Raw genomic sequence first — 21,810 nt, 5'->3', positions numbered from 1 at the left:
GCTAGCGCGCCACGTCCTCGCTCAGCACCCGTTCCACGTTCCGTTCCGCCAGCGCGGTGATCGTCACGAAGGGATTCACGCCGGTACTGCCCGGGATCAGCGAACCGTCGGTGACGTAGAGATTCCGGTAGCCCTTCACCCGGCCGTACAGGTCGGTGGCCTCGCCCAGCACCAGTCCGCCCAGCGGGTGATAGGTGAACCGGTTCTCGAACGACCGGGTATCCCCGAACAGGTCACTGCGGTAGATCGTGCGATTCGCCCGGTTGACCTTGTCGAACAACGACTTCGCCGCGTCGATCGACGGCTTCCCCTGCGCGGCGTTCCAGCGCAGCCGCACGGAGTCGGTGGCGGCGTCGTAGGTGAAGTGGCCGCGTTCGGGGTTCTTCGTGATCGCCAGGTAGAGACTCAGCCAGGTCTCGACCCCGGCGGGCACCGGCGCGACCTCGGCGAAGACCGGGTTCACCGGGTCGTCCCACGCGTCGATGCCGAGCGCGGGCATCCCCGACTGCAGCGATCCGCCGAGATCCCACGCGTGGTTGGCGCGGCCGAGCATCACGTTGCCGTTGGTTCCCCAGCCGCGGCCGACCTCGTCGTTCAGCCCGGGCAGCGTCCCGGTCTCCCGTGCCCGCACGAGCAGTTCCGTCGAACCGAGGCTGCCGGCGCCGAGGAACAGGTACTTCGCGCCGAGTTGTTTCCTCGCGACGACCGTGCCGTCCTCGGCGGTTTCGTGCACGGTGAGGACGTACGTGCCGTCGCTCTGCCGGGTGATCCCGCGGACCTGGTGCAGCGTCTTGATGGTCACGTTCCCGGTGCCCAGCGCGGCCGCGAGATAGGTCTTGTCGAGGGAACGTTTGCCGTGGTTGTTGCCGTAGATGACCTCTGACGCGAGGGCCGACCTCGGCACCGTGCCCGCTTCTTCCCGCTTCATGTACTCGAAGTCGTAGACGCTGGGCACGAACACCGTCTTGAGGCCTGCCCGCGTCGCGGCCTTCCGGGAAACTCTCGCGTAGCGGTAGGAACGGCAGGTTTCGAACCAGTGCGGGTCGATATGGTTCACGCCGAGGGCCCGGTTGGCCAGGGGAAAGTACTTCCCGTACATCTCGTCCGCGTCGACGCCGGGCAGGATCTCCTCGAAGTACGACCGCTTCGGCGTCACGGCCATCGCGCCGTTGACCAGCGAACCGCCGCCGACGCCACGTCCGACGTAGACGGACATGTCGCCGTGGTCCACCCTGTCGAGCACACCGGGGTACCGCTTGATGTCCCGGTTCGCCAGGTCCATCCAGAGGAACGACGCGAGCGGGGCCTGCGTGCGGCTCTTGAACCACGCGGCCCGCCGGTCCGGCCGGAGCATGTCGCAGAAGACCTTGCCGTCGGGACCGGGGTCGGCCCACAGCCTGCCCATTTCGAGCATGACCGTGGGAATCCCGGCTTCGCCGAGCCGGAGCGCGGTCACCGCGGCGCCGTACCCGGTGCCGACGACCACGGCCGCCGAGAAGCCCGATTCCTCCGCCTGCGCGGTGGAAATCGTGGTGAGCCCGAGAGCGGCGGCCGAATTGAGCGCGGTGAACCCGAGGAAACCGCGGCGCGACAGTGGGGACATGGGCCGATGATCGCCCGCTGTTCGAGCCGCCTTCAAGGGCGAATCCGAAGCGGATTCGCGTCAACTGGGTAAACACCGTTTATTTTCACTCGAACGTGGCGATTCCAGGGGCCCCCTGGGTGGCTTCCCTGATGTGATCCAAACCCGGACAGACCACGCTTTCGGGTCATGAGACGCCTTCTCGCCGCGACCGCGGCGGCACTGACCGCAGCCGCCTTCTTGGCCTTCCCCGGCCACGCCTCCGCGGCACCGCCGCCGCTGCCCGACTTCGACTTCTCCGCCTGCCCCACCCCGCCCGCCAACGCCGACCCTGGCACTTGGCGCTGCGAAGCCTTTGTCTCCCAAGGGGTCCTGACCATCGGCGACCGGGAGATCCCGCTCGGGGAGATGCGGCTGACGTTCTCCGAAGGCAAAGTGGCCGGGAAGTACGCGCAGGTGTTCGGCGACCTACGGCACGCTCCCGCCAGGATCCGCGGCACTTTCGGAGCGAGCCTGCAGCTGAAGTACGGTGGCTATTCGGACTTCCAGTCGAACGACGAGCGCCGCGGCGAACTGGATCTCTACGCGGCCCTGCGGCATCCCTTACTGCCCAAGGAATGCACGGTCGGCACCCTGGCCGCGCCGCTGCACTCGGTGGTCAAGGACGATCCCGCGGTGCCCTTCGAGGTGATCTCTCAGAACCCGACGACGGTGAAGTTCGGCGTCGTCGACTCGCAGCTCGCCCTGCCCGCCACGACCGGTTGCGGCCCGCTGGCGCCGGCGGCGGACCAGCTGCTCGGACTGCCCTCCCCGAGCGGGCGGAACACCTTCAAGCAGGTGACCTACGTGCAGTTCAAACCCCTCTGAACGCGCGAGAGAACCGCGCCTTGGGTGCCCACCGCCGGTGCGCGGACGGACGACACGCGTGACTGGATGGACGACACGCGTGATCCGGCGGCCGACTCTCCGCGCAGCCGAGGTCCGCCGCGTGTCGTCTGTCAGGACACGCGAGCCGTCCGCCTGATCACGCGTGTCGGCCGTCCGGTCACGCGAAGGGCATCCGCGAGGGCCGGGCGCGATGGTGCTTACTTCTTCTTGGTCACCCAGATGGTGATGGTCGCGGTCACGACGGTCTTCCCGTTCGTGTCCGTGATCGTCACCGGCACGGGGAGTTCGAAACCCTCGTCGCCGAATTCCGGCAACTCCGGCAGTTCGGCGACCGCGCGCAGGCTCGTCTCGGCCTTCGCCACGTATTCGACCGTCATCCCCTTGGGCAGCCAGCGATGCGTCGTAGGGACGGTCGCCTCGGCGAGCATGCCCATGGCGATCTCGGCGAGGTTGCAGGCCGCGATCGCGTGAAAAGTCTTGATGTGGTTGTAAACACCCCACCACTTCGGGGACGTCACCTCGCACCGGCCGGGACGCAGCTCGCGCACCGACGGGAGCACCGTCCGGAAGTACGGCACACGCAGGCACATCGCCGCCGAGAACAGCTGTTTGCCGATCGGCTTGCCCGCCAGCCGGTTCCACATCGCGTAGGTCGGATTCTGCGCCATCACGGTCTCCTCATCATGTTACTCACCAGTAGCATAACCGGACCGCAGGCTATATTCGCAACGTGGCACATCGGCTCTTCCTCCTCCGGCATGGTCAGACCGAGTGGTCCGTCAACGGACGGCACACCGGCCGCACCGACATCCCGCTCACGGCCGCGGGCGAGGGGCAGGCCCGCGCGGCGGGCGGCACCTTGCGCGCGGTGCTCGGCGGCAACCCGGCGCTCGTCCTCTCCAGTCCTCGCACCCGCGCGCTGCGCACGGCCGAGCTGGCCGGGCTGCGCGTCGACGAGGTCACCGAAGAGCTGGCCGAATGGGACTACGGCGACTACGAGGGCGTCACCACGCCGGTGATCCGCGAGACCGTTCCCGGATGGACGGTCTGGTCGCATCCGATCCCCGGCGGCGAAAGCGCGGAGGACGTCAACGCCCGCGCGGACAAGCTGATCGAACGCGTCCGCGGACCGCTCGGCGAGGGTGACGTGATCCTCGTCGGCCACGGGCATTTCAGCCGCGTCCTGGTCGCGCGCTGGATCGGTCTCCCGTCCACCGCGGGCGTCCATTTCGGACTCGACCCGGCGGGCGTCGCGGTACTCGGCGACGAACGCGGCGAGCCGCAGATCGAACACCTCAACCTGCTCCCCACCACAGAGGACTGAAATGGGCGACGACCGCATCCGGCGCATCCGCGAAGAAGACGTGGACGCCGTCGTCCAGCTCGTCTACGACCTCGCCGAATTCGAACGCGCCCCGGACGAATGCCACCTCACGCCCGAGCAGCTGCGCGTCGCACTGTTCGGTGAAGCGCCGGGCCTGTTCGGGCACGTCGCCGAGGTCGACGGCGAGATCGTCGGCTACGCGCTCTGGTTTCTCAACTTCTCCACCTGGCGCGGTGTGCACGGCATCTACCTGGAGGACCTCTACGTCCGCCCCGAGCAGCGCGGCTCCGGCCTCGGCAAGGCGCTCCTGGCCACCCTCGCGGCGGTCTGCGTCGAGCGCGGCTACGCCCGCCTCGAATGGTCGGTGCTCAATTGGAACCCGGCTCAGGGGTTCTACAAGTCCCTCGGCGCGGTGCCAATGGACGAATGGACCGTCGACCGCCTCACCGACGAGCCCCTGAAGGCACTGGCCGCCCAGGTTTAGCGAGATCGAAGGCGTAACTCGCGTGATCAGACACGTAACTCACGTGTCTGGAGGCACCACTCGAAGATACGGCTCCAATCACGCGAGTTACGCCTCTGATCACGCGAGTGCGGAGTTCAGGAATCCCGCTCCTCGCGTTCGCGACGCGCCGCGCGACCCGCGGCGCCGTCACGCTCGGCGGCCTCTTCCTCGCTCTCGCCCTCCTGCATCCCCAGCGCCCAAGCGCGGGAGGGGCGGCGGAACAGCAGCACGATGACGGCGACGCCGATCAGCGCGAGCGGCACTCCCCACACCGGCTGCCCGGACGGGCCCGCGCCGTACCAGCCGACGCCGACCAGGATCAGCGCGACGACCACGCCGGGCGACCTCGCCCACGTCTTCCCCATCATCAGACCGGCCGCGCAGGCCAGCGTTCCGGCGGCGAGGACGAGGTAATAGGCGACCTCGGCCAGCAGGTTCTCCGGTCCGGCCTGGCCGTTGACCAGGAGCAGGATCGCGAACACGATCAGGGCGAGCCCCGGCAGCGCGGTGACGGCCCCGGCGAGGCGGACTTCACGGGGTGCGGGCGAGAGCTTGTCGGCGATGGACACGGCGAAACAGCCTTCCAGGCTTCCGGACACGGCACTCCACCAGGGCGGGTCACCGTACGTGAGCACTTTCGATCGTATGCCACCCGGTCGGCCGGTTTCCCCTCGCCGCCGCATGGGAAGAATTGGCGGTGTCGTCGATGAGCGGGCGGTCGGCCCGGGTGCACTTGTCACGACGCGCTGTCTCCAGCCGGCAGTGAGGAGGGACGCCCGCCACAGGCCATACGGTGCTGCTTCGAGGACGCACGGGCCATTGAGCTTCGCGTCACCTGACGCTCCCCTCTTCGGGCCTAAGAGGCTTACCCTGCGGTATGTGCGTGCCATCCTCGTCGTGAATCCCCAGGCCACCTCGACCACCGCCGGTGGCCGTGACGTGCTGGCGCACGCACTGGCCAGCCAGGTCAAACTCGACGTCGTGGAGACCGACTACCGCGGCCACGCGATGGCCGTGGCCCGGTCGGCCGCCCGCGACGGGATCGACCTGGTGGTCGCCCACGGCGGCGACGGCACGGTCAACGAGGTGGTCAACGGTCTGCTCGCGGACGCCGACGGCGATCCGGCGAAGGTCGGCGGCGCCCCCATGCTCGGTGTCGTGCCGGGCGGCTCGGCGAACGTCTTCGCCAGGGCGCTGGGCATCGCGCACGATCCCGTGGAAGCGACCCATCAGCTCCTCAACGCCATCGAGAACGACCGGAGCCGCGACGTCGGACTCGGGATCGCCGACGGCCACTGGTTCACCTTCAACGCCGGCCTCGGCTGGGACGCGGACGTCGTCGGCCGTGTGGCCAAACGCCGGGGCAAGCAGACCACCGCCGGGCTCTACCTGAGGGCCGCGGTGGTGTCGCATCTGCGGCCTCCGCTGGGCCGTCCGCCGCTCACGGTCAGGATCCCGGGTGAAGAGCCCACCGAAGTGCTGACCGCTTTCGTGTCGAACACCGATCCGTGGAGTTACCTGGGCAACCGTCCTGTCCACCTCAACCCGGACAGCTCGTTCGACACCGGGCTGGGCCTTTTCGCGTTGAGCGGTCTGGGGTTGCCCACCGTGTTCAAGCATGTACGGCAGGCATTGCTCACTAAGAGCGATCAACGCGGACGACGTCTCCTTCGTCACGATGACCTGCCGATGATCCGCATAGACGCTGCTGAACCGGTAAACTTCCAGGTGGACGGCGACCTCGTCGGCCAGCGGAAGAGGGTGGAGTTCTTCAGCGTCCCGGAAGCACTGACGGTAATCGTCTGACGACCGGACCGCTGATCGCCTGCGGCAAAGTACGAACTGCCGCTCATCGACGCAGAACCTCCGCTCACCGCATCGGCCTTCCCTTCGGAAGGCTGTTTCGGAACGAAACCGCAGGTCAGAAGCGTCGCTCGGCCGGGTGAGCTGACTCACCGATCTTCAGAAAACCCTTGTCGAAACGGGTGCTTCGTGAAAGCATTCACAAGCACCCAAAAAAACGACCGCCATGACGACTATGGCGCGGAGTACCGCGCCGTTATGAAGGAGCTCAGAAACATGGACTGGCGCCACGACGCGGCCTGCCGAGACGAGGACCCCGAGCTGTTCTTCCCCGTGGGAACCAGCGGTCCTGCTCTGTCGCAGGTAGCGCAGGCGAAGGCCGTGTGCCACCGCTGCACCGTCGCTTCCGACTGCTTGGCCTGGGCATTGGCCAGCGGGCAGGACGCAGGCGTTTGGGGCGGGATGAGCGAGGACGAGCGACGGGCCCTGAAGCGCCGTCGTACGCACATCGGCACGCGTACCTCCGCCTGAGTCTTTCGGACTCAGCACGCTTCATCGCATCACACACAACTGAGCAAGACCCCAAGCTTCGGGAAACTCCCGCGGTGCAATGGCTGCATGGCCGTGCGCTGCGAGGTGACACGTACCCGACTTGAGCTTAACAAGCGAGGCCGACACGCCCTCACGGGGGTATGGCTTCAGCGGACTTTTTCCAAGTCCTCCCGCGGAACCGTTACAGGGCCGGCGCCATCTTTCTCTTCGGGCGCCGGCCCTAAAACGTGTCCGGATGAGACTGTCCCTTGTGGACGATCAAACGCGACAGTCCATTACAGACGCCGGGACAGCGGGATCCGCAGCGCCGCTTCGGTTCCCAGCCGTCGTCCGCCGGTCTCTTCGGATTCCCCGCGCAGCCCCCGGATCGACAGCGATCCGCGCAGCTCCGACTCCACCAGTGTCCGCACGATCTGGAGCCCGAGGCCGTCGCTGCGCTCCAGTGAGAAACCCGAGGGAAGCCCGCGACCGTTGTCGCGGATGACGACGTCGAGCCAGCGGGCGGAGCGCTCCACCACGAGTTCGACCTTGCCCGGCCGTCCGTCGGGGAACGCGTGCTCGATGGCGTTCTGGACGAGTTCGGCCAGCACCATCACCAACGGCGTCGCGATCTCGGCGACGACGACGCCGAACGAACCGGTGCGTGAGAGCCCGACCTGCGATTCCGCCGTCGCGACCTCGCCGACCATCGGGAGGACGTTGTCGAGCAGCTTGTCGAGGTCGACCCGCTCGTCCACCGAGATGGACAGCGCCTCGTGCACCATCGCGATCGACGAGACCCGGCGCACGGACTCGCCGAGCGCGAGCCGCGCCTCCTCACTGGAGGTCCGGCGTGACTGGAGCCGCAACAGCGCGGCGACGGTCTGCAGGTTGTTCTTCACGCGGTGGTGGATCTCGCGGATGGTCGCGTCCTTGGACAGGAGAGCGCGGTCACGGCGCTTCACCTCGGTGACGTCACGCACCAGCACGAGCGCGCCCGCGGGCTGCCCGGCGGGACGCAGCGGCAGCGCACGGAAGAGCACGACGGCGCCGCGCCGCGAATCCGCCTCCGTCCGGCTGCTGGGCTTGCCGTCGAGCGCCTCGATGATCCGGTGCGACACCTCGGTCGCGTCGAACGGGTCACGGATGAGCGACCTGGTCAGCGGCGCCAGGCGCTGCCCGACGAGATCGGACTCGTGCCCCATCCGGTGATAGGCCGACAACCCGTTCGGGCTGGCGAAGACCACCGTGCCGGTCGGGTCGAGGCGGATCAGGCCGTCGCCGACCCGCGGGCTCGTATGCGTGTCCGTCTGGTTCCCCGGGCTGGGGAACGTGCCGTCGACGATCATCTGGCACAGGTCACCCGCGCTGCCGAGATACGCGATCTCGAGCGGGCTGGGCACCCGCGAGGCCGCGAGGTTGGTCTCGCGGCTGAGGACGGCGATCACCGTGCCCGCGAACACCACCGGGATGGCCTCGCGGCGCATCGGCAGGTCGCGGTACCAGTGCGGATCCTCTTCGCGGCAGATCCGCACCTCGCGGCTCGCCTTGGCCAGCTGCGGATGCTCGTCGACGGTGAACCGGGAGCCGACGACGTCCTCCGGATGGGCCGTCGGCGCGGTCGTCGGGCGCGCGTGGGCGACGCACACGTAGTCGCCGCCGTCGGGTTGCAACTCCTCCGAGACGGCGACCCAGAGCAGGAAGTCGGCGAAGGACAGGTCGGCCAGCAGCTGCCATTCGGCGACCACGGTCTGGAGATGGTCCGCGGCTTGACCGGACAGGCCGGTGTTCTCCGCGAGCAGATCGGAAAGGGTGGACACGTCCCCATCCAAGCAGGGTGAGGGCCGCATGACACACTGGAGAGGTTGACCCTGGCCCAGCGGTGTCGTATCACCCCGCGAGGGCCACTCGGACGAGGAGTGAAACATGTCGAAGCGCGCCCGCAAGCGTCGCGACCGTAAGAAGAACGGCGCGAACCACGGCAAGAAGCCCAACTCCTGATCATTCGATCAGACGGCGAAGGCCCCCGCACCGATCCGGTACGGGGGCCTTCGTGTGTCCTGAGCCTCGCTAGTCGGAGGTCTGCTCGATCTTGACCTCGGTGCGCTCGATGGTGATCGAGCCCTTGGTCTGCACGGTCTGGCGGATCGAGGCCCGCAGCCGGGACTTGAGGTCGTCCGGCGCGTGGTCACCGCCGCATTTGCGGGCGAGGAGCTGCTTGATGTGCTCGTCGATGCCGTATTCCTCGAGGCACGGCGGGCAGTCCTCGATGTGCTTGCGCAGGGCGGCGTCGCGCTCGGCGCTGCACTCCTTGTCCAGCAGCAGATAGATGTCGGCGAGGGCTTCCTCGCACCTGACCTTGTCGTCCGCGCCGGCGCAGTAGTCCTCGGTCATCGCCCCGCCACCTCCTGCTGCTTGCCCGTGCGGATGAAGCCCCGCTCGCGGGCGACGTCGGCGAGCAGGTCACGGAGCTGGGCGCGGCCGCGGTGCAGCCGGGACATCACGGTGCCGATGGGCGTGTCCATGATCTCGGCGATCTCCTTGTACGCGAAACCTTCGACATCGGCGAGGTAGACCGCGAGGCGGAACTCCTCGGGCAGCTTCTGCAGCGCTTCCTTGACGTCGGCGTCGGGCAGGTTGTCCATCGCCTCGACCTCGGCCGAGCGCAGCCCACTGGAGGTGTGACTCTCCGCCTTGGCGATCTGCCAGTCGGTGATCTCCTCGGTGGGCTGCTGCACCGGCTGGCGCTGACGCTTGCGATAGCCGTTGATGTAGGTGTTCGTGAGGATGCGGTACATCCACGCCTTGAGGTTCGTGCCCGCCTTGAAAGACGCGAAGGCCGCGTACGCCTTCAGGTACGTCTCCTGGACGAGGTCCTCGGCGTCGGCGGGATTCCGGGTCATCCGCATGGCGGCCGAGTACAGCTGGTCGAGCAGGGGCATCGCGTCCCGCTCGAAGCGCTCGGCCCGCGCGGCCGCCTCTTCGGCGTCCGTGCCCGTGTCCGGCGCGGGATTCTGCGTGCTCGGCAAACCGTTCCCTTCCCGATCGGCGTCGATGCGCTTGTGCGCATGAGACGTCGTCGAGTTTACGCGGGGGCGGATCACCTGGCCGCCCGGCGTGTGCGGGATCAGGATTCGGGGAGCTTCGAGTGTGGTGGACACGTGCCTTCCAACAGTGCGGCCCGGCCGGGCATTCCCGGCGCGCTCGTAGACTCCGCCCATGGCAGGCAAGGGAACCCCGGCGACGGCGCTGCTGGCGAAGCAGAAAGTGGCGCACGTTCTGCACGCCTACGACCACGACCCGCGGGCCGAGTCGTACGGCCTCGAAGCCGTCGAAGCGCTGGGGCTCGACCCCGCGCGCGTGTTCAAGACACTGGTCGCCGAGGTCGACGGGAAACTGACCGTCGGTGTGGTCCCGGTCACCGGTCAGCTGGATCTGAAGGCGCTGGCGGCCGCCGTGGGCGGGAAGAAGGCGAAGATGGCCGATCCCGCCGCCGCGCAGCGCGCGACGGGTTACGTGCTCGGCGGGATCTCGCCGCTCGGGCACCGGAGCAGGCTGCCGGTGGTGCTCGACTCGTCGGCGGAGAAGTTCGAGACCGTGCATTGCTCGGCCGGGCGGCGCGGGCTGGAGGTCGAACTCGCGCCCGGCGACCTGGCGCGGCTCACCGGTGCCGTGCTCGCCCCGATCGGAGGCTGACCACCCGCATTTCGTCCTCTGAATGCGGGGATGGGGTTCACCCTCACGAGGGAGTGGAGCCGGACCGCAGGGGGAAGATCACGCGCCCCCGCTCGGGAATCGTCGTCGGCAAGAGAACGACGATCCCCCGGGAGCGACGAAATGACCAAGACCGTGCCCGACGTGCCGAGGTGGGCGAACCTCGCCGCCCACGCGACGTTGCTGGCGACCCTGCCCTCCGGGCTGTGGCGGATCGCGATGGGCCTCGGCATCCCGGTCGGGTTCACCGCGCAGGGGCTGGACGAGTTCGGCATCCCCGGCTGGGGCACGGCCTACGTCTTCGGACTGAGCCTGCTCGCCGAAGCGCTCGCGTTCCTCACCCTCGGGCTCGTCCGGCCGTGGGGTGAGGTGTGGCCGCGCTGGATTCCCGGACTGCGTGGCCGGCGGATCCCGCCGCTCGCGGCGATCCTCCCGGCCGCCGCGGGGGCGATCGCCCTGACCGCGCTGGGCGTCCAGGGGCTGTTCGGCTGGGCGGAGGCCGGTTCTTCGATGGCGGCGGGAAGCTGGGAGGACTCGCCGGTCTACGGCGTCGTCATGGCGGCCTGTTACGCGCCGCTCCTGCTCTGGGGTCCGTTGCTGGCGGCCGTCACCGTCCACTACGCGCGGCGGCGGCTCTCAGGTGAGCGGCCGCAGCACACGCTCCAGCCACTCGGCGGCCGCGCGTGACACGCCTTCGAGGTCGGCGCTGAGGTTGTGGTCGCCCTTGAGCACCACGATCTCGTGATGCGGCCCGGCCTTGGGCAGGCCGAAGGGGTCCCGGTCACCCTGCACCACCAGGGTCGGGACCTCGACGGCGTCCAGCTCACCCTGCCGGGATTTCTCCGGCTTCCCCGGCGGGTGTTCGGGGAAGGCCAGGCACAGCACCGCCACCGCCTGCCCCGTCGCGGCGGTCCGGCAGGCGACGCGGGCACCGGACGACCGGCCGCCGAACACGAGCGGAAGATCGTCGAAGCGCGCGGAGATCTCGTCGGCCACGGTAAGCCAGGCGGTATCGAGCTGGGTGGCGGGAGCGGGCGCCCGGCGGCCCGCCACCCGGTACGGCTGCTCGACGAGCGCGACGTGGACACCGGCCGCCTGCGCCGCGCGGGTGACCGCGACCAGGTCCTTCGCGCCGATCCCCCCGCCCGCGCCGTGGCCGAGCATCAGCACCGCGATGCCTTCCTCGGCACAGTGCAGCTCGGCCCGCGCGGGGCCGTAGGCGGTGTCGATCTCCAGCTTCGTCATGAGTTCGGCAGCTCGAAGAGCGAGCTTTCGGCGGCGGGTTCGACGCGGTCCACCAGCTCCGGGCCGTTGTTGCGGACGTTGTTGACCAGGCTGGACACCGGCCGCAGCTCGATCGTGTCGACCAGGTCCGCCGGGGGCGGGACGAGCAGGTCGGTGACGTCGGCCCGATCCGGGTCGAGCCAGGTGTCCCACTTTTCGCGCGGCATCAGCAGCGGCATGCGGTGGTGGATGTCGGTGAGCCTGCCGACCGAGTCGGTGGTGATCACCGAGAAGGTGATCAGCGGATCGGCCTCTTTGTCGTCCTTCGGCCGCCAGGTCTCCCAGATCCCGGCGAACGCGAGGGACTCGTCACCCGGTCCGGTCATGAAGAAGGGCTGCTTCTCCTTGCCGTCACGCCGCCACTCGAACCAGCCGTCGGCGGGGACGAGGCAACGCCGAGCGGAAACCGCCTTCTTGAACGACGGCTTCTCCTTGGCGGTCTCGGCGCGCGTGTTGATCATCTTCGAGCCGACGCCCGGGTCCTTCGCCCAGAACGGGACCAGCCCCCAGCGCATCATCCGCAGCGACCGCACGGCGGGCTCGTCTTCGAGCACCGCGCCGTCGGCGTCACGCGGATGCCGCTGGACGACGGTGGGGACGACCTTGGTCGGCGCCACGTTGTGATCGGTCCGGACCCGGCCCTCGGTCAGGTCCACCGCGGCGAACTCGTCGATCAGCGCCGCCGGGTCCTTGGTCGCGGCATAACGCCCGCACATGCGAAAACCTCCCTGATCGACAGCCATCGTTACACGCTACCGATGCGTTGGCGAGCAGCATGGGATCATTGTTCCGCGGTATGCGAAGAGCAGGAGGCGGTTTGGCTGGCAAGGACTGGCGCAAGCTGGACGAATCCGACGTGCGGATCCGTCCCGGCAAGGGCACCAGACCGCGCAGCAAACGCCGCCCCGAGCACGCGGACGCCTCCACGGCGATGGTCATCGGCAAGGACCGCGGCCGCTGGACCTGCGCGATCGACTCCGATCCGGACCGGGTCGTCACCGCGATGCGGGCCCGCGAGATGGGCCGGGTCCCGGTCGTCGTCGGCGACACCGTCGGCATCGTCGGCGACGTGAGCGGCAAGCCGGACACGCTCGCCCGCATCATCCGGGTGGACGAACGTTCCAGTGTGCTGCGCCGGACCGCGGACGACACCGACCCCTTCGAACGGGTGGTCGTCGCCAACGCCGAGCAGTTGCTGATCGTCACCGCGCTGGCCGATCCCCCGCCGCGCACCGGATTCATCGACCGTTGCCTCGTCGCCTGTTACGCGGGCGGGCTCCAGCCGGTCCTGTGCCTGACGAAGGCCGACCTCGCGAGCCCGGACGAACTCCTCGCCGGCTACGCGGGCCTCGACATCCCCGCCGTGGTCACCCGGCACGACGAGCATCCGGACGAACTGGCCGGGCGGCTGAAGGACCGGGTCACCGCGCTGGTCGGGCATTCGGGCGTCGGGAAGTCCACTTTGGTCAACCGGCTGGTGCCGGACGCCGGACTGGCGACCGGCGTGGTCAGCGCGGTCGGCAAGGGCAGGCACACGTCCGTCGCGGCGGTCGCACTCTCCCTGCCCGGCGGTGGCTGGGTGGTCGACACGCCGGGCATCCGCTCCTTCGGGCTGGCGCATGTGACCGCCGACGACATCGTGCTGTCGTTCGAGGAGTTCGCCGAAGCGGCCGAAGAGTGCCCCTCCGGGTGCGGGCACCTCGGGCCGCCCTCGGACCCGGACTGCGCCCTCGACGACGTGGTCACCGAGGGTCACGCGAGCCCGGAACGGTTGACCTCGTTGCGTCGCCTTCTGGCGTCCCGAGCTGGGCACGACGACGAGCGGTAACTAATTCCGGCTTCGCGCGATAACCCGTTCGGATTAGATCAACTTTTTCTGAGGGGTCATCTTGAAGCGCGTAACCATGCTCGCCGCCATCACGACGGCCGCCGTTCTGGCGCTGTCCGCCTGCGGTGGCGAGAAGCAGCCCGGCGCGGCTGCCCCCGCTCCTGCTCCTTCCGAGCAGAAGAGCCTGCTTTCGGCGCCGCTCGGCGACCCGATCCAGCTCGCGGCACTGACCCGCGAGAGCACCAAGAAGGCCAAGTCGTCGAAGGTGACGATGGAGAGCGTCGCCGGCACCGAGAAGCAAACGGCGACCGGACAGGGCGTGTACGACGGAGAGAACACCAAGTTCTCGATGTCGATGGACAGCGACGGCAAGAAGCTGGACATCCTCTTCGTCGACAGCGCGCTGTACTTCAAGCTCGACGCGTCCGACAAGGCCGAGATGAAGACCGACAAGTCGTACGTGAAGATCTCCGCCGACGGCCAGGACCCCATCTCGCAGATGCTCGGCAAGATGATGTCGAAGGCCATCAAGGACAGTGACCCGTCGCGCACCCTCGAGCAGGTCTCGAAAGCCGGCAAGATCACGAAGTCGGACCAGGTCGAGCTGAACGGCGAGCTCACCAACCACTACGTCGTCGAGATCGAGGTCGAGAAGGCCATCGCCCTCATCGTGGGCGAGGTGGGCATCCCGTTCCCGGCGGAGGTCCAGAAGCAGCTCGACGCGAAGCTGAAGGGCAAGAACGTCACCATCCCCACCGAGCTGTGGCTCAACGCCGACCAGCTGCCGGTGCAGGTCGTGTCGGACCAGACCGCGTTCATGAAGGCCATGGGCGTTCCCGGTGACGGCGTCGCCAAGACCACGGTCAAGTACACCGACTGGGGCAGCCCGGTGGAGGTCACCGCCCCGCCCGCCGACCAGGTCGGCGACCTGACGGAGATGATGAAGAAGGCCGGCGGCCGGTAGACGCGTGCTGCCTACAAGCTGACCGCGGTGGCCGCGGCCCTGACCCTCGTGGTCACGGGCTGCGGCACCCGCCCCGGCGCGACGGCCGAGGACAAGGGCGGCGGCGAACTCGCGCTGGCCACCCCGTTCACCGACGCGCTCGGCCTCGTCGAGGCCGCGAAGCAGGGAACTCAGAAGGCGAAGTCCTCCACGACGATCATCGACAGCATGCTCGGGACCAAAGAGGTCACGGGCACGGTGAAGGCGTTCTACGACGGTCCTGCCTCGAAACTCGAGGCGAACATGACCGTCGACGGTGAATCGGTCGGGATGCGTCTGGTGGACCAGACCGTGTTCGTCAAGCTGCCCGCGGAGGAGAAGGCCCGGCTCAAGACGGACAAGGCGTGGGGGGAAGGTCCCGCTGAACAGCGCGGAGCCCCAGGCGAAGGCCATGGGGAAGGCCATGCTGAGGGCCTTCGAGATGGGCGACCCGGCGAAACAGCTGGAGCTGGTCGAAAAGACCGGCCGCGTCATCAGGTCGGAACAGACCCGGCTGGACGGCGTCCCGGCGAACCACTACTTCGTCGAATTCGACGCCAGGAAACAGATCGCCCTGTTCCTCGGCGAAGACGTCCCCGCCGAACAGCGCGCGGAGATCGAGAAGCGGCTCGATGGCAGGGATCTGCTGCTCCCTGCCGAGCTGTGGCTCAACGCCGAACAGTTGCCGCTGAAGATGACCATGGACATGACCTCGTTCATGAAGTCGGCGGGCGGGTCGCAGACCGGCGAGGCGAAGTCGACCTACACCTACAGCGACTGGGGCACGCCGGTGGAGGTCACCGCGCCGCCCGCCGCCGAGGTGGGCGACTACGCCGAAATGATGCAGCAGGCGGGCGGCTAGCCTCCCGCGAGTACGTGAAGGCCCCCTTCATTGCGTCTGGCGCAATGAAGGGGGCCTTCACGTACCCAGACAATCGGACGGTGGAAATTCACGCGCCAGGCGCTACGGTAGTGGTACAGACCATTCACCCGAGGGAGTCCCATGCGTGCCACCGGATTCGCCGTCGTCTGTACCGCTCTCCTTCTGCTGGGCGGCTGTTCCGGGGAAGAAAAACCGGTGGTGAACGACGCGGCGCAGCTGGCCTCGGCCGCCGCCGCGGGTACACAGAAGGCCCGCTCGTCCAAGATCGCTCTCGAGACCACCGCGGAGGACGGCCGCAAGGTCCTGGTCACCAGCTCCGGGCTCTACGAGGGCCCGAACAGCAAGTTCTCCATGGTCGCCGACGTCGCGGGGGAAAAACGGGACCTGATCTTCGCCGACGGCGTCCTCTACTACCACCTGTCGGACACGCAGGTCCAGGAATTCAAGACCGACAAGGAATGGGTCAAGATCACCGCCGGCGGCAAGGATTCGCTGTCCGCGGCCAACGGCGCGTTGCTGACGAACGTCGTCGAGTCGATGGATCCGACGCGGACGATCGACCGGATCTCGAAGTCGGGCAAGGTCACCAAGTCCGAACAGGCCGACGCGGACGGCACGGCCGCCACGCGGTACACCCTCGACCTCGGCGGCGCGCCCGCCGAGCTGTGGCTGGACGGCGAGCAGCGCCCGGTGCGGGTCACCATCGGCAAGACCACGGTCAAGTACGACAGCTGGGCTTCGGACGTGGTGATCATCGCGCCGCCGCCCGAAGCGGTCGGCGACAGCCGCTGAGCCGTCCCCCGATCGGGGTGCGGACCACCGCTGTGTTTCGCTTGGGCGCCCGCCTTTGAAAGCAGGTCCTCATGCGGAGAACGGCCCTGTCCACCGTCGTGCTCGTCGTCGGCGCGCTGCTCGGCGCGTGCGACCGCGGAGCCGTGTCGTTCGCCGACGCCCGCGCGCTCGCCGACGGAGCAACCTCCGCCATGGACGGCAAGGCCGCGAATTTCGTCACCGAGGTCACCGCGAGCACGATGCGGTCGAAGAGCCAGGGACAGGCGAGGGTCGCGGGGACGGGGACCGCGCTGGCCATGACCACGGACTTCCTCGGCGAGCCACTCGAACTCCGGCTCGTCGACAAGATCGTCTTCGCCAAGGTCCCCGAAGCCGCCCGCGCGGACATCCCCGGCGGGAAGCCCTGGGTGAAGGTCTCCCCCGATGGCGCGGACCCGTTTTCGCAGGTCGCCGGCGGCAGCATCGACCAACTGGCGAAGCAGAACGACCCCGGCCGTGCGCTCGACCGGGTACGGAAGGCGGGCACGCTCACCGAATCCGGGCACGCCGAACTGGACGGGACGCCCACCGAGCACTACCGGCTGGACGTCGACCTGGCCGCGCTGGGCGGTGATCTGCCCGCCGGGTTGTCGGCCGAGGCCGTCGGGGAACTGCGGGGGAAGCTCGGGAAGATCCCCATGGAGGTCTGGCTCGACGACACGCACCGGCCGGTGCGGATCGTGCTCGACCTCGCGCCGGTACTAGCCGCTTCGGGTGTCCCGGACAGCGCGACGGCCCGGATCGTCACGCGCTACAGCGAATGGGGCATGCAGGCCGACATCCAGGCGCCGCCGCCGGAGGAGATCGGGGAGATCCCGGCGGGCTGATCCGTCACGTTCCGCTCGCCCATCTCGTCGGATTCGTGAAGGCGGGACAGGAGGAGCGAACATGCGAGTGATGGTGATCGGGGCCACCGGGATGCTGGGACGGCCGCTGGTGCGGCGGCTGCTGGCCGAAGGCCACGAGGTGAGCGGGCTGGCCCGCGGGGTGGACCGGGTCGCGGCGGTGCGCGCGACCGGCGCGAAACCGGTGCAGGGTTCGCTGTTCGACGTCGACTCCCTGGCAGGCGCGCTGAACGGACACGACGCGGTGGTCAATGTCGCGACCCGCATCCCGGACGCGCGCCACGCGATGACGTTGTCCGGCTGGGCCGAGAACGACCGCGTGCGGATCACCGGCAGCCGGACCCTGTCGGACGCCGTGCGACGGGTCGGTGAAGTGGGAATCGTGGTGCAGGAAGGGATTTCGTTCGTCTACGCCGACGGCGGCGATCAGGAACTGGACGAGGACGCGCCCCTCGAACTGCGCGGCAACATCGCGTCTTCGACGGTGGCGCACGCGAACATCGCGGAACTGGCGGACGAGGGCCGGACCGCGATCCGGCTGCGGATCGGGCTCCTGGTCGCCGACGATCCGATGACCACGACGATGCTGTCCGCCGCGCGGCGCGGTTCGCCGCTGATCTTCGGCCGCCGGACGGACTGGACCGCGGCGATCCATCCGGACGACGCGGCGGCGGGCGCGATCGCGGCGCTGCGGGCCCCGAGCGGCGTCTACAACCTGGCCGCGGATCCGGTGCGGAAGCAGGAACTCGGCGAGGCGATGGCCGCGGCGGCCGGTGTCCGCCGTCCGCGCGCGCTGCCGAAGTGGCTGGCGAACCGGCTGGGCCTGATGTCGGTGCTGGCGCGTTCGCAGCGCGTCGTCTCGACCCGGCTCACCGAAGCGACCGGCTGGCGCCCCGAGCGCCCGGTGCCCGGCCCGTCCTGGTTCTGACGCGTTCAGTCCTCTGAATGCGGTAGTCGCGCGTGCAAGGACCGCATTCAGAGGACTGAACGCGGACGGGGTTAGAGGAGTTCGAGCAGGAACGGGAGCTCTTGAGGCGCGTACCAGGCGAGTTCGTGGTCTTCGGCGTCGCCGAGGGTGAACTCCGCGTCCGGGTCGCCGAGGTCGGCCTGGTCGATCACCGCGGCGGCGGCCCGCACGGCCTCCGCTGCCTCGGCGGCGTCGACGTGGATCGCGGCGACGTCGGCGATCTTCACCGGCCCGGCCAGCCGGACGACGGCGGCGTCGAGATCCGGGCGCAGCGTGACCTCCTCGACGTCGGCCGAGATCACCACGCGCCGCGGCTCGGGCTTCTCCTCGGCCGCGATCAGCCGGAGCGACGCCCTCGCGGCGTCGAGCAGCGCGGCGTATTCGAGCTCTTCGTCGGAACCGCTGGCGTAGGACTCCCGCAGCGCCGGGGTCAGCGCGAATCCCGTGCCACTCCGCGCCCGGAACTCGCCGGTGGTTTCGAGCTCACGGAGCATCGCGATCGTCGCCGGTAGATAGACCCTCACCAGTGCGCACCCTTCAGCTCTTCCAACGATTCCTCGATCATCCCGGCGAGCAGGTCCACATCGGACACGGCCTTGCGGTCGCCGTTCAGTCCGAAGTAGACACCCCCGTGATACGAGGTGACCCCGATCGCCAGCGCCTGATTGCGCACCAGCGGCATGACCGGGAACATCTCCACCATCTTCGCCTGTCCCGCGTAGAGCGGCACCTGCGGGCCCGGCGAGTTGGTGATCAGCACGTTGAAAATGCGTCCCGACATCGACCCGGCCGCCCGCGCGCCCAGCGAATGCAGCGTCGCCGGGGCGAACCCGCCGACCGTCAGCAGCCCGCGCGCGGCGACCGAACGGCCGGAGTCGAGGTGGTCCGCCATCGCGTGTCCGATGTGCTGCAACCGCAGGACCGCGTTCGGCTCCCCGACCGGGAGATCCACCAGATAGGCGTCGACCTGGTTCCCGACCAGCGCCGGCGTCGAGTATTCGGCCGTCTCGGCGTCGCGGACGGCCATCGGCACCAGCGCGCGCACGGTGGTCGTCGCGGTCAGGTTCGAGCCGCGGGAGAGCAGCCATTCCCGCAGCGCGCCGGTGATCGCGGCGAGCACGACGTCGTTGACCGTGCCGCCGTGCGCGGCGCGGACCTTGCGGAAATCCTCCAGCCGCGTGCGGACCACGGCGAACATGCGGCCGCCCGAGGTGCGGACGTTGAGCGGCCCGGACGGCGCCGGATTCACCATGGTCTTCAGCGCCGACGCGACGTCACCGACCGTTTCGGTGACCTTGCCCGCCATCGCGGTGGCGTCGTGGGCGATGGAGCGGACGTTCTCCACCAGCTCCGTCGGCCGCTGCACGGTCTCGGCGACCGCGTCGAGGATCAGCTGCGTACGGCTCGGTTCCCGGCGCGGATGCCAGGTGTCCTCGAACGGTTCCGGCTCCTGCGGGGTGCCGTCGAGGATCAGCTGTCCGAGCTCGATGGTGCCTAGCCCGTCCACGACGGACTGATGCGTCTTGGTCACCAGAGCGACGCGGTCGCCCGCGAGCCCCTCGACGAAATACGCCTCCCAGAGCGGCCTTCCCGGGTCGAGCCGCCGCGACATCAGCCGCGCCACGAGGTCGGACAACTGACCGTCGGAACCCGGCTGCGGCAGCGCGGACCGGCGGACGTGGTAGTTCAGGTCGAAGTCGACGTCGTCGACCCACACCGGCCGGGCGAGATGCCCCGGCACCTCCAGCACCCGCTGCCGGTAACGCGGCAGGAACGCGAGACGCTGCCCGATCAGGTCCAGCAGCTGCTCGTGGGTGAACCCGTCGCGCGGCCGCTCGAAGACCGCCACCCCGCCGACGTGCATCGGGGTCGAGTGGTCTTCCACGTACAGGAACGAGGCGTCCAGCGCGGAGAGGCGGTCGGGCATGGGCCGATCCTTACATAGTGGGACACTCGCCGGTGTGGGTGATGAGTCGGTGATCTCGCCGAAGGACCGGTTCCTGACGGTGTACGGGCGCAAACCGGTGCTCGAGGCCTTGGACGACGCGGCGCTCGAGGTGGACAAGGTGATCCTCGCCGACACCGTGCGAGGGCCGAACGCCGCCGAGATCCAGCGTGCCGCCAAGGCCGCCGGGGTGCCGGTACAGCGCGCGAGCGCGCATCGGGTCAAAGTGCTGGCGGGCAACGGCAAACAGGACCAGGGGGTGCTGGCCGACGTCGTCGCCCCGCGGATGCGGTCCCTGCACGCGGCCCTGTCCGACGGCAGGCCGCCGTCGCGGGTGCTGCTGCTCGACGGCATCACCACCCCGGCGAACGTCGGGATGATCCTGCGCACGGCGACCGCGGCCGGGCTGGACGGGGTCGTGGTGCCGCGGCGCGGGGTCGCCGCCCTCGATCCGATGGTGGTCAAGGCTTCGGCCGGGGTCGCGTTCCGCGCGCCGGTGCTGCGCTGCGGCAGCGCGCGCGAGGCGGCCGAAATGCTCACCGAAGCCGGCTACGGGATCTTCGCGCTGGGCGCTTCCGCCCGGAGCTCGGTGTTCGACGTCGAACTGCCGCAGCGCGCGGCTTTCGTGCTGGGCGGGGAGACGAACGGCGTCGGCGCCGAGGTCGGCGAACTGGTGACGGAATGGGTGTCGATCCCCATGCCGGGCGAGGTCGAGTCGCTGAACGTCTCGGCGGCCGCCGCGGTGCTTTCCTTCGAGCTGGTGCGGCGCGCTAAGGCTGCGGGAACAACGCGCTGAGCTCGGTCAGCGTCTCCTCGACCGAGGTGTGGTGCACTCCAGCCATCCCGGCCGCCACCGCCGCGCGGACGTTGTGCGCGGCGTCGTCGACGAACACGCACCGGTCGGCGGGCAGGTCGAGCAGCCCCGCGGTGAGCAGGTAGACCTCGCGTTCGGGTTTGGCCACGCCCACCTCGCCGGAGAAGACGAGCGCGTCGAAGAACGGGTCGAGCGACCGTTTGGCCTCATCGGAAGCGCCGGGAGCGTTCGAGAGCAAGGCCGTTTTGATGCCGCGCTCCCTGACCGCTCGCAGGAAGGCGTACAGCTCGTCCGCGCCGGCGTCCGTGAGCACCCCGACGTAGTCGATGACCAGCCCTTTCAACACCGGCCCACCGTACACAAGCGATCACCGCCCGGTTCATCCTCTCGGGCGGTCCTTGTCGCGGCTCCGCCCACCGCCCGCCCCTTAGTTGCTGGGCGCGGCCGAGGGGGCCGCGGAGGGGGACTGTCAGATGAAGTCGTACGTACTGAGACGGCTTGAACCGTGTGAACCGCCGTACCGGGTCGACGGCAGGCCGGACAACCTGGTGCACCGGGCCGCGGCGCCGGACAACCAGCTCGTGCTGGACCTGCCGCTGTTCGGCGAAGCCGTCGTGGAGGAACCGCGGCCGCGACCGGACACCCCCGACGGACGGCAGGTCGGCAGGCTGCTGACCACCATCCTCGAAGCCTGTGACGGTCGCCGTCCCGCGGTCCAGGTGCGGCCGATCCTCGACCCGGCACTGCACAGCGCGCTGCTCGACCGCGGCCGTCGCCGTCCCTCGGGTGGCTATCGGCCGAAGTCGGTCCACCTGGGACATCCGGCGGACGGCGTCGTCGAAGCCTGCGCGACCGTCGAACAGAACGGACGCTGCCTCGCGCTGGCCGCCCGCTTCGAGCGGACGCCGTCGGGCTGGGTGTGCACCCGCTTCCACCTGCTGAAGCCGCCGCGACGGGTCTCAGCGCTCGCGGCCTGATACGCGTGAAGGCCGCTGCGCGGGCGGGCGGCAGACGGCCGTGAAGCGCACGACGCGGCCTGAAGCGCGTGAAGGCCCCTTCCTTCGGCTGAGCCGAGGGAAGGGGC

Annotated in this window: 27 protein-coding genes; 16 read left to right on the top strand and 11 right to left on the bottom strand. The window is 69.1% G+C overall.

Annotated features, from left to right (window positions below; all coding sequences use genetic code 11):
- Nucleotide 1 precedes the first annotated feature (1 nt).
- Nucleotides 2–1,603: a GMC oxidoreductase gene (locus tag ACFVM3_RS27980; protein WP_378442958.1), complete on the bottom strand. Its 1,602-nt coding sequence runs from the start codon at nucleotides 1,601–1,603 to the stop codon at nucleotides 2–4.
- A gap of 168 nt (nucleotides 1,604–1,771) precedes the next feature.
- On the opposite strand from ACFVM3_RS27980, the gene ACFVM3_RS27975 reads away from it, so the two are divergent.
- Nucleotides 1,772–2,449: a hypothetical protein gene (locus ACFVM3_RS27975; RefSeq protein ID WP_378442957.1), complete on the top strand. Its 678-nt coding sequence runs from the start codon at nucleotides 1,772–1,774 to the stop codon at nucleotides 2,447–2,449.
- A 218-nt stretch (nucleotides 2,450–2,667) separates the two neighbouring features.
- Here the strand turns inward: ACFVM3_RS27975 and ACFVM3_RS27970 are convergent, their stop codons facing one another.
- Nucleotides 2,668–3,138 (bottom strand): hotdog fold domain-containing protein, encoded by a 471-nt coding sequence (locus tag ACFVM3_RS27970; protein WP_378442956.1) that lies wholly within the window; start codon nucleotides 3,136–3,138, stop codon nucleotides 2,668–2,670.
- 62 nt (nucleotides 3,139–3,200) lie between these two features.
- Here ACFVM3_RS27970 and ACFVM3_RS27965 point away from each other — a divergent pair, with 62 nt between their 5' ends.
- Complete coding sequence (locus ACFVM3_RS27965; RefSeq protein ID WP_378442955.1) at nucleotides 3,201–3,794, top strand: acid phosphatase; 594 nt, start codon at nucleotides 3,201–3,203, stop codon at nucleotides 3,792–3,794.
- Nucleotide 3,795: 1 nt separating this feature from the next.
- Nucleotides 3,796–4,278: a GNAT family N-acetyltransferase gene (locus tag ACFVM3_RS27960; protein ID WP_378442954.1), complete on the top strand. Its 483-nt coding sequence runs from the start codon at nucleotides 3,796–3,798 to the stop codon at nucleotides 4,276–4,278.
- A gap of 116 nt (nucleotides 4,279–4,394) precedes the next feature.
- Here ACFVM3_RS27960 and ACFVM3_RS27955 read toward each other — a convergent pair whose 3' ends face one another.
- Entirely contained in the window at nucleotides 4,395–4,934 is a 540-nt protein-coding gene (locus ACFVM3_RS27955) for a hypothetical protein (protein ID WP_126735734.1), read from the bottom strand.
- Between the two features lie 244 nt (nucleotides 4,935–5,178).
- Between ACFVM3_RS27955 and ACFVM3_RS27950 the strand changes: the two genes are divergently transcribed.
- Nucleotides 5,179–6,105, top strand: a complete 927-nt coding sequence (locus tag ACFVM3_RS27950; protein ID WP_378442953.1) for a diacylglycerol/lipid kinase family protein — start codon at nucleotides 5,179–5,181, stop codon at nucleotides 6,103–6,105.
- Between the two features lie 273 nt (nucleotides 6,106–6,378).
- Entirely contained in the window at nucleotides 6,379–6,633 is a 255-nt protein-coding gene (locus tag ACFVM3_RS27945; protein ID WP_007028999.1) for a WhiB family transcriptional regulator, read from the top strand.
- Between the two features lie 296 nt (nucleotides 6,634–6,929).
- On the opposite strand, the gene ACFVM3_RS27940 is transcribed toward ACFVM3_RS27945, so the two are convergent.
- Nucleotides 6,930–8,453 (bottom strand): sensor histidine kinase, encoded by a 1,524-nt coding sequence (locus ACFVM3_RS27940; protein ID WP_378442952.1) that lies wholly within the window; start codon nucleotides 8,451–8,453, stop codon nucleotides 6,930–6,932.
- 106 nt (nucleotides 8,454–8,559) lie between these two features.
- On the opposite strand from ACFVM3_RS27940, the gene ACFVM3_RS27935 reads away from it, so the two are divergent.
- Nucleotides 8,560–8,634, top strand: coding sequence for a 50S ribosomal protein bL37 (locus tag ACFVM3_RS27935; protein WP_369299112.1), 75 nt, complete (start codon nucleotides 8,560–8,562; stop codon nucleotides 8,632–8,634).
- Nucleotides 8,635–8,703: 69 nt separating this feature from the next.
- Here ACFVM3_RS27935 and rsrA read toward each other — a convergent pair whose 3' ends face one another.
- Both rsrA and ACFVM3_RS27925 read right to left on the bottom strand, forming a co-directional pair.
- The gene (rsrA, locus tag ACFVM3_RS27930; protein ID WP_378442951.1) at nucleotides 8,704–9,027 is read right to left on the bottom strand and encodes a mycothiol system anti-sigma-R factor; all 324 of its coding nucleotides are present in this window, start codon (nucleotides 9,025–9,027) and stop codon (nucleotides 8,704–8,706) included.
- The gene (locus tag ACFVM3_RS27925; protein WP_378442980.1) at nucleotides 9,024–9,662 is read right to left on the bottom strand and encodes a sigma-70 family RNA polymerase sigma factor; all 639 of its coding nucleotides are present in this window, start codon (nucleotides 9,660–9,662) and stop codon (nucleotides 9,024–9,026) included. Before ACFVM3_RS27925 ends, rsrA begins: the two co-directional genes overlap by 4 nt.
- 190 nt (nucleotides 9,663–9,852) lie before the next feature.
- On the opposite strand from ACFVM3_RS27925, the gene ybaK reads away from it, so the two are divergent.
- Nucleotides 9,853–10,329: a Cys-tRNA(Pro) deacylase gene (gene ybaK / locus ACFVM3_RS27920; RefSeq protein ID WP_378442950.1), complete on the top strand. Its 477-nt coding sequence runs from the start codon at nucleotides 9,853–9,855 to the stop codon at nucleotides 10,327–10,329.
- 141 nt (nucleotides 10,330–10,470) lie between these two features.
- Nucleotides 10,471–11,034 carry a hypothetical protein gene (locus tag ACFVM3_RS27915; RefSeq protein WP_378442949.1) on the top strand — a complete coding sequence of 188 codons (564 nt, stop codon included), beginning with the start codon at nucleotides 10,471–10,473 and terminating at the stop codon, nucleotides 11,032–11,034.
- On the opposite strand, the gene ACFVM3_RS27910 is transcribed toward ACFVM3_RS27915, so the two are convergent.
- Together ACFVM3_RS27910 and ACFVM3_RS27905 are read right to left on the bottom strand one after the other, a co-directional pair.
- Nucleotides 10,984–11,592: an alpha/beta family hydrolase gene (locus ACFVM3_RS27910; RefSeq protein ID WP_378442948.1), complete on the bottom strand. Its 609-nt coding sequence runs from the start codon at nucleotides 11,590–11,592 to the stop codon at nucleotides 10,984–10,986. The two genes, ACFVM3_RS27915 and ACFVM3_RS27910, sit on opposite strands and share 51 nt — an antisense overlap.
- Entirely contained in the window at nucleotides 11,589–12,347 is a 759-nt protein-coding gene (locus ACFVM3_RS27905) for an SOS response-associated peptidase (protein ID WP_378442979.1), read from the bottom strand. Before ACFVM3_RS27905 ends, ACFVM3_RS27910 begins: the two co-directional genes overlap by 4 nt.
- Nucleotides 12,348–12,448: 101 nt before the next feature.
- Here ACFVM3_RS27905 and rsgA point away from each other — a divergent pair, with 101 nt between their 5' ends.
- From rsgA to ACFVM3_RS27875, 6 genes are all read left to right on the top strand, one after another.
- A complete protein-coding gene (gene rsgA / locus ACFVM3_RS27900) occupies nucleotides 12,449–13,459 on the top strand; it encodes a ribosome small subunit-dependent GTPase A (protein ID WP_378442947.1) in 1,011 nt (336 codons plus the stop codon).
- 61 nt (nucleotides 13,460–13,520) lie between these two features.
- Nucleotides 13,521–14,423, top strand: a complete 903-nt coding sequence (locus ACFVM3_RS27895; protein ID WP_378442946.1) for a hypothetical protein — start codon at nucleotides 13,521–13,523, stop codon at nucleotides 14,421–14,423.
- Nucleotides 14,424–14,865: 442 nt separating this feature from the next.
- Nucleotides 14,866–15,303 (top strand): hypothetical protein, encoded by a 438-nt coding sequence (locus ACFVM3_RS27890; RefSeq protein WP_378442945.1) that lies wholly within the window; start codon nucleotides 14,866–14,868, stop codon nucleotides 15,301–15,303.
- Between the two features lie 141 nt (nucleotides 15,304–15,444).
- Complete coding sequence (locus tag ACFVM3_RS27885; protein WP_378442944.1) at nucleotides 15,445–16,116, top strand: hypothetical protein; 672 nt, start codon at nucleotides 15,445–15,447, stop codon at nucleotides 16,114–16,116.
- 71 nt (nucleotides 16,117–16,187) lie between these two features.
- A complete protein-coding gene (locus ACFVM3_RS27880; protein ID WP_378442943.1) occupies nucleotides 16,188–16,982 on the top strand; it encodes a hypothetical protein in 795 nt (264 codons plus the stop codon).
- A gap of 61 nt (nucleotides 16,983–17,043) precedes the next feature.
- Entirely contained in the window at nucleotides 17,044–17,928 is an 885-nt protein-coding gene (locus ACFVM3_RS27875) for an NAD-dependent epimerase/dehydratase family protein (RefSeq protein ID WP_378442942.1), read from the top strand.
- Nucleotides 17,929–17,999: 71 nt separating this feature from the next.
- Here the strand turns inward: ACFVM3_RS27875 and ACFVM3_RS27870 are convergent, their stop codons facing one another.
- Complete coding sequence (locus ACFVM3_RS27870; protein ID WP_378442941.1) at nucleotides 18,000–18,491, bottom strand: DUF6912 family protein; 492 nt, start codon at nucleotides 18,489–18,491, stop codon at nucleotides 18,000–18,002.
- Nucleotides 18,488–19,894, bottom strand: a complete 1,407-nt coding sequence (locus ACFVM3_RS27865) for a wax ester/triacylglycerol synthase family O-acyltransferase (RefSeq protein WP_378442940.1) — start codon at nucleotides 19,892–19,894, stop codon at nucleotides 18,488–18,490. Before ACFVM3_RS27865 ends, ACFVM3_RS27870 begins: the two co-directional genes overlap by 4 nt.
- A 34-nt stretch (nucleotides 19,895–19,928) precedes the next feature.
- On the opposite strand from ACFVM3_RS27865, the gene ACFVM3_RS27860 reads away from it, so the two are divergent.
- Nucleotides 19,929–20,708 (top strand): TrmH family RNA methyltransferase, encoded by a 780-nt coding sequence (locus ACFVM3_RS27860; RefSeq protein ID WP_378442939.1) that lies wholly within the window; start codon nucleotides 19,929–19,931, stop codon nucleotides 20,706–20,708.
- Here the strand turns inward: ACFVM3_RS27860 and ACFVM3_RS27855 are convergent.
- Complete coding sequence (locus ACFVM3_RS27855) at nucleotides 20,683–21,087, bottom strand: HAD family hydrolase (RefSeq protein ID WP_378442938.1); 405 nt, start codon at nucleotides 21,085–21,087, stop codon at nucleotides 20,683–20,685. The two genes, ACFVM3_RS27860 and ACFVM3_RS27855, sit on opposite strands and share 26 nt — an antisense overlap.
- A 112-nt stretch (nucleotides 21,088–21,199) precedes the next feature.
- Here ACFVM3_RS27855 and ACFVM3_RS27850 point away from each other — a divergent pair, with 112 nt between their 5' ends.
- Nucleotides 21,200–21,703, top strand: a complete 504-nt coding sequence (locus ACFVM3_RS27850; protein WP_378442937.1) for an Rv3235 family protein — start codon at nucleotides 21,200–21,202, stop codon at nucleotides 21,701–21,703.
- Nucleotides 21,704–21,810 lie beyond the last annotated feature (107 nt).

It is taken from the genome of Amycolatopsis sp. NPDC057786 (assembly GCF_042797905.1).
Lineage (GTDB): Bacteria > Actinomycetota > Actinomycetes > Mycobacteriales > Pseudonocardiaceae > Amycolatopsis.
The sequence above is the reverse complement of the archived record's forward strand: the minus strand, read 5'-3'. Positions and strand labels throughout refer to the sequence as shown.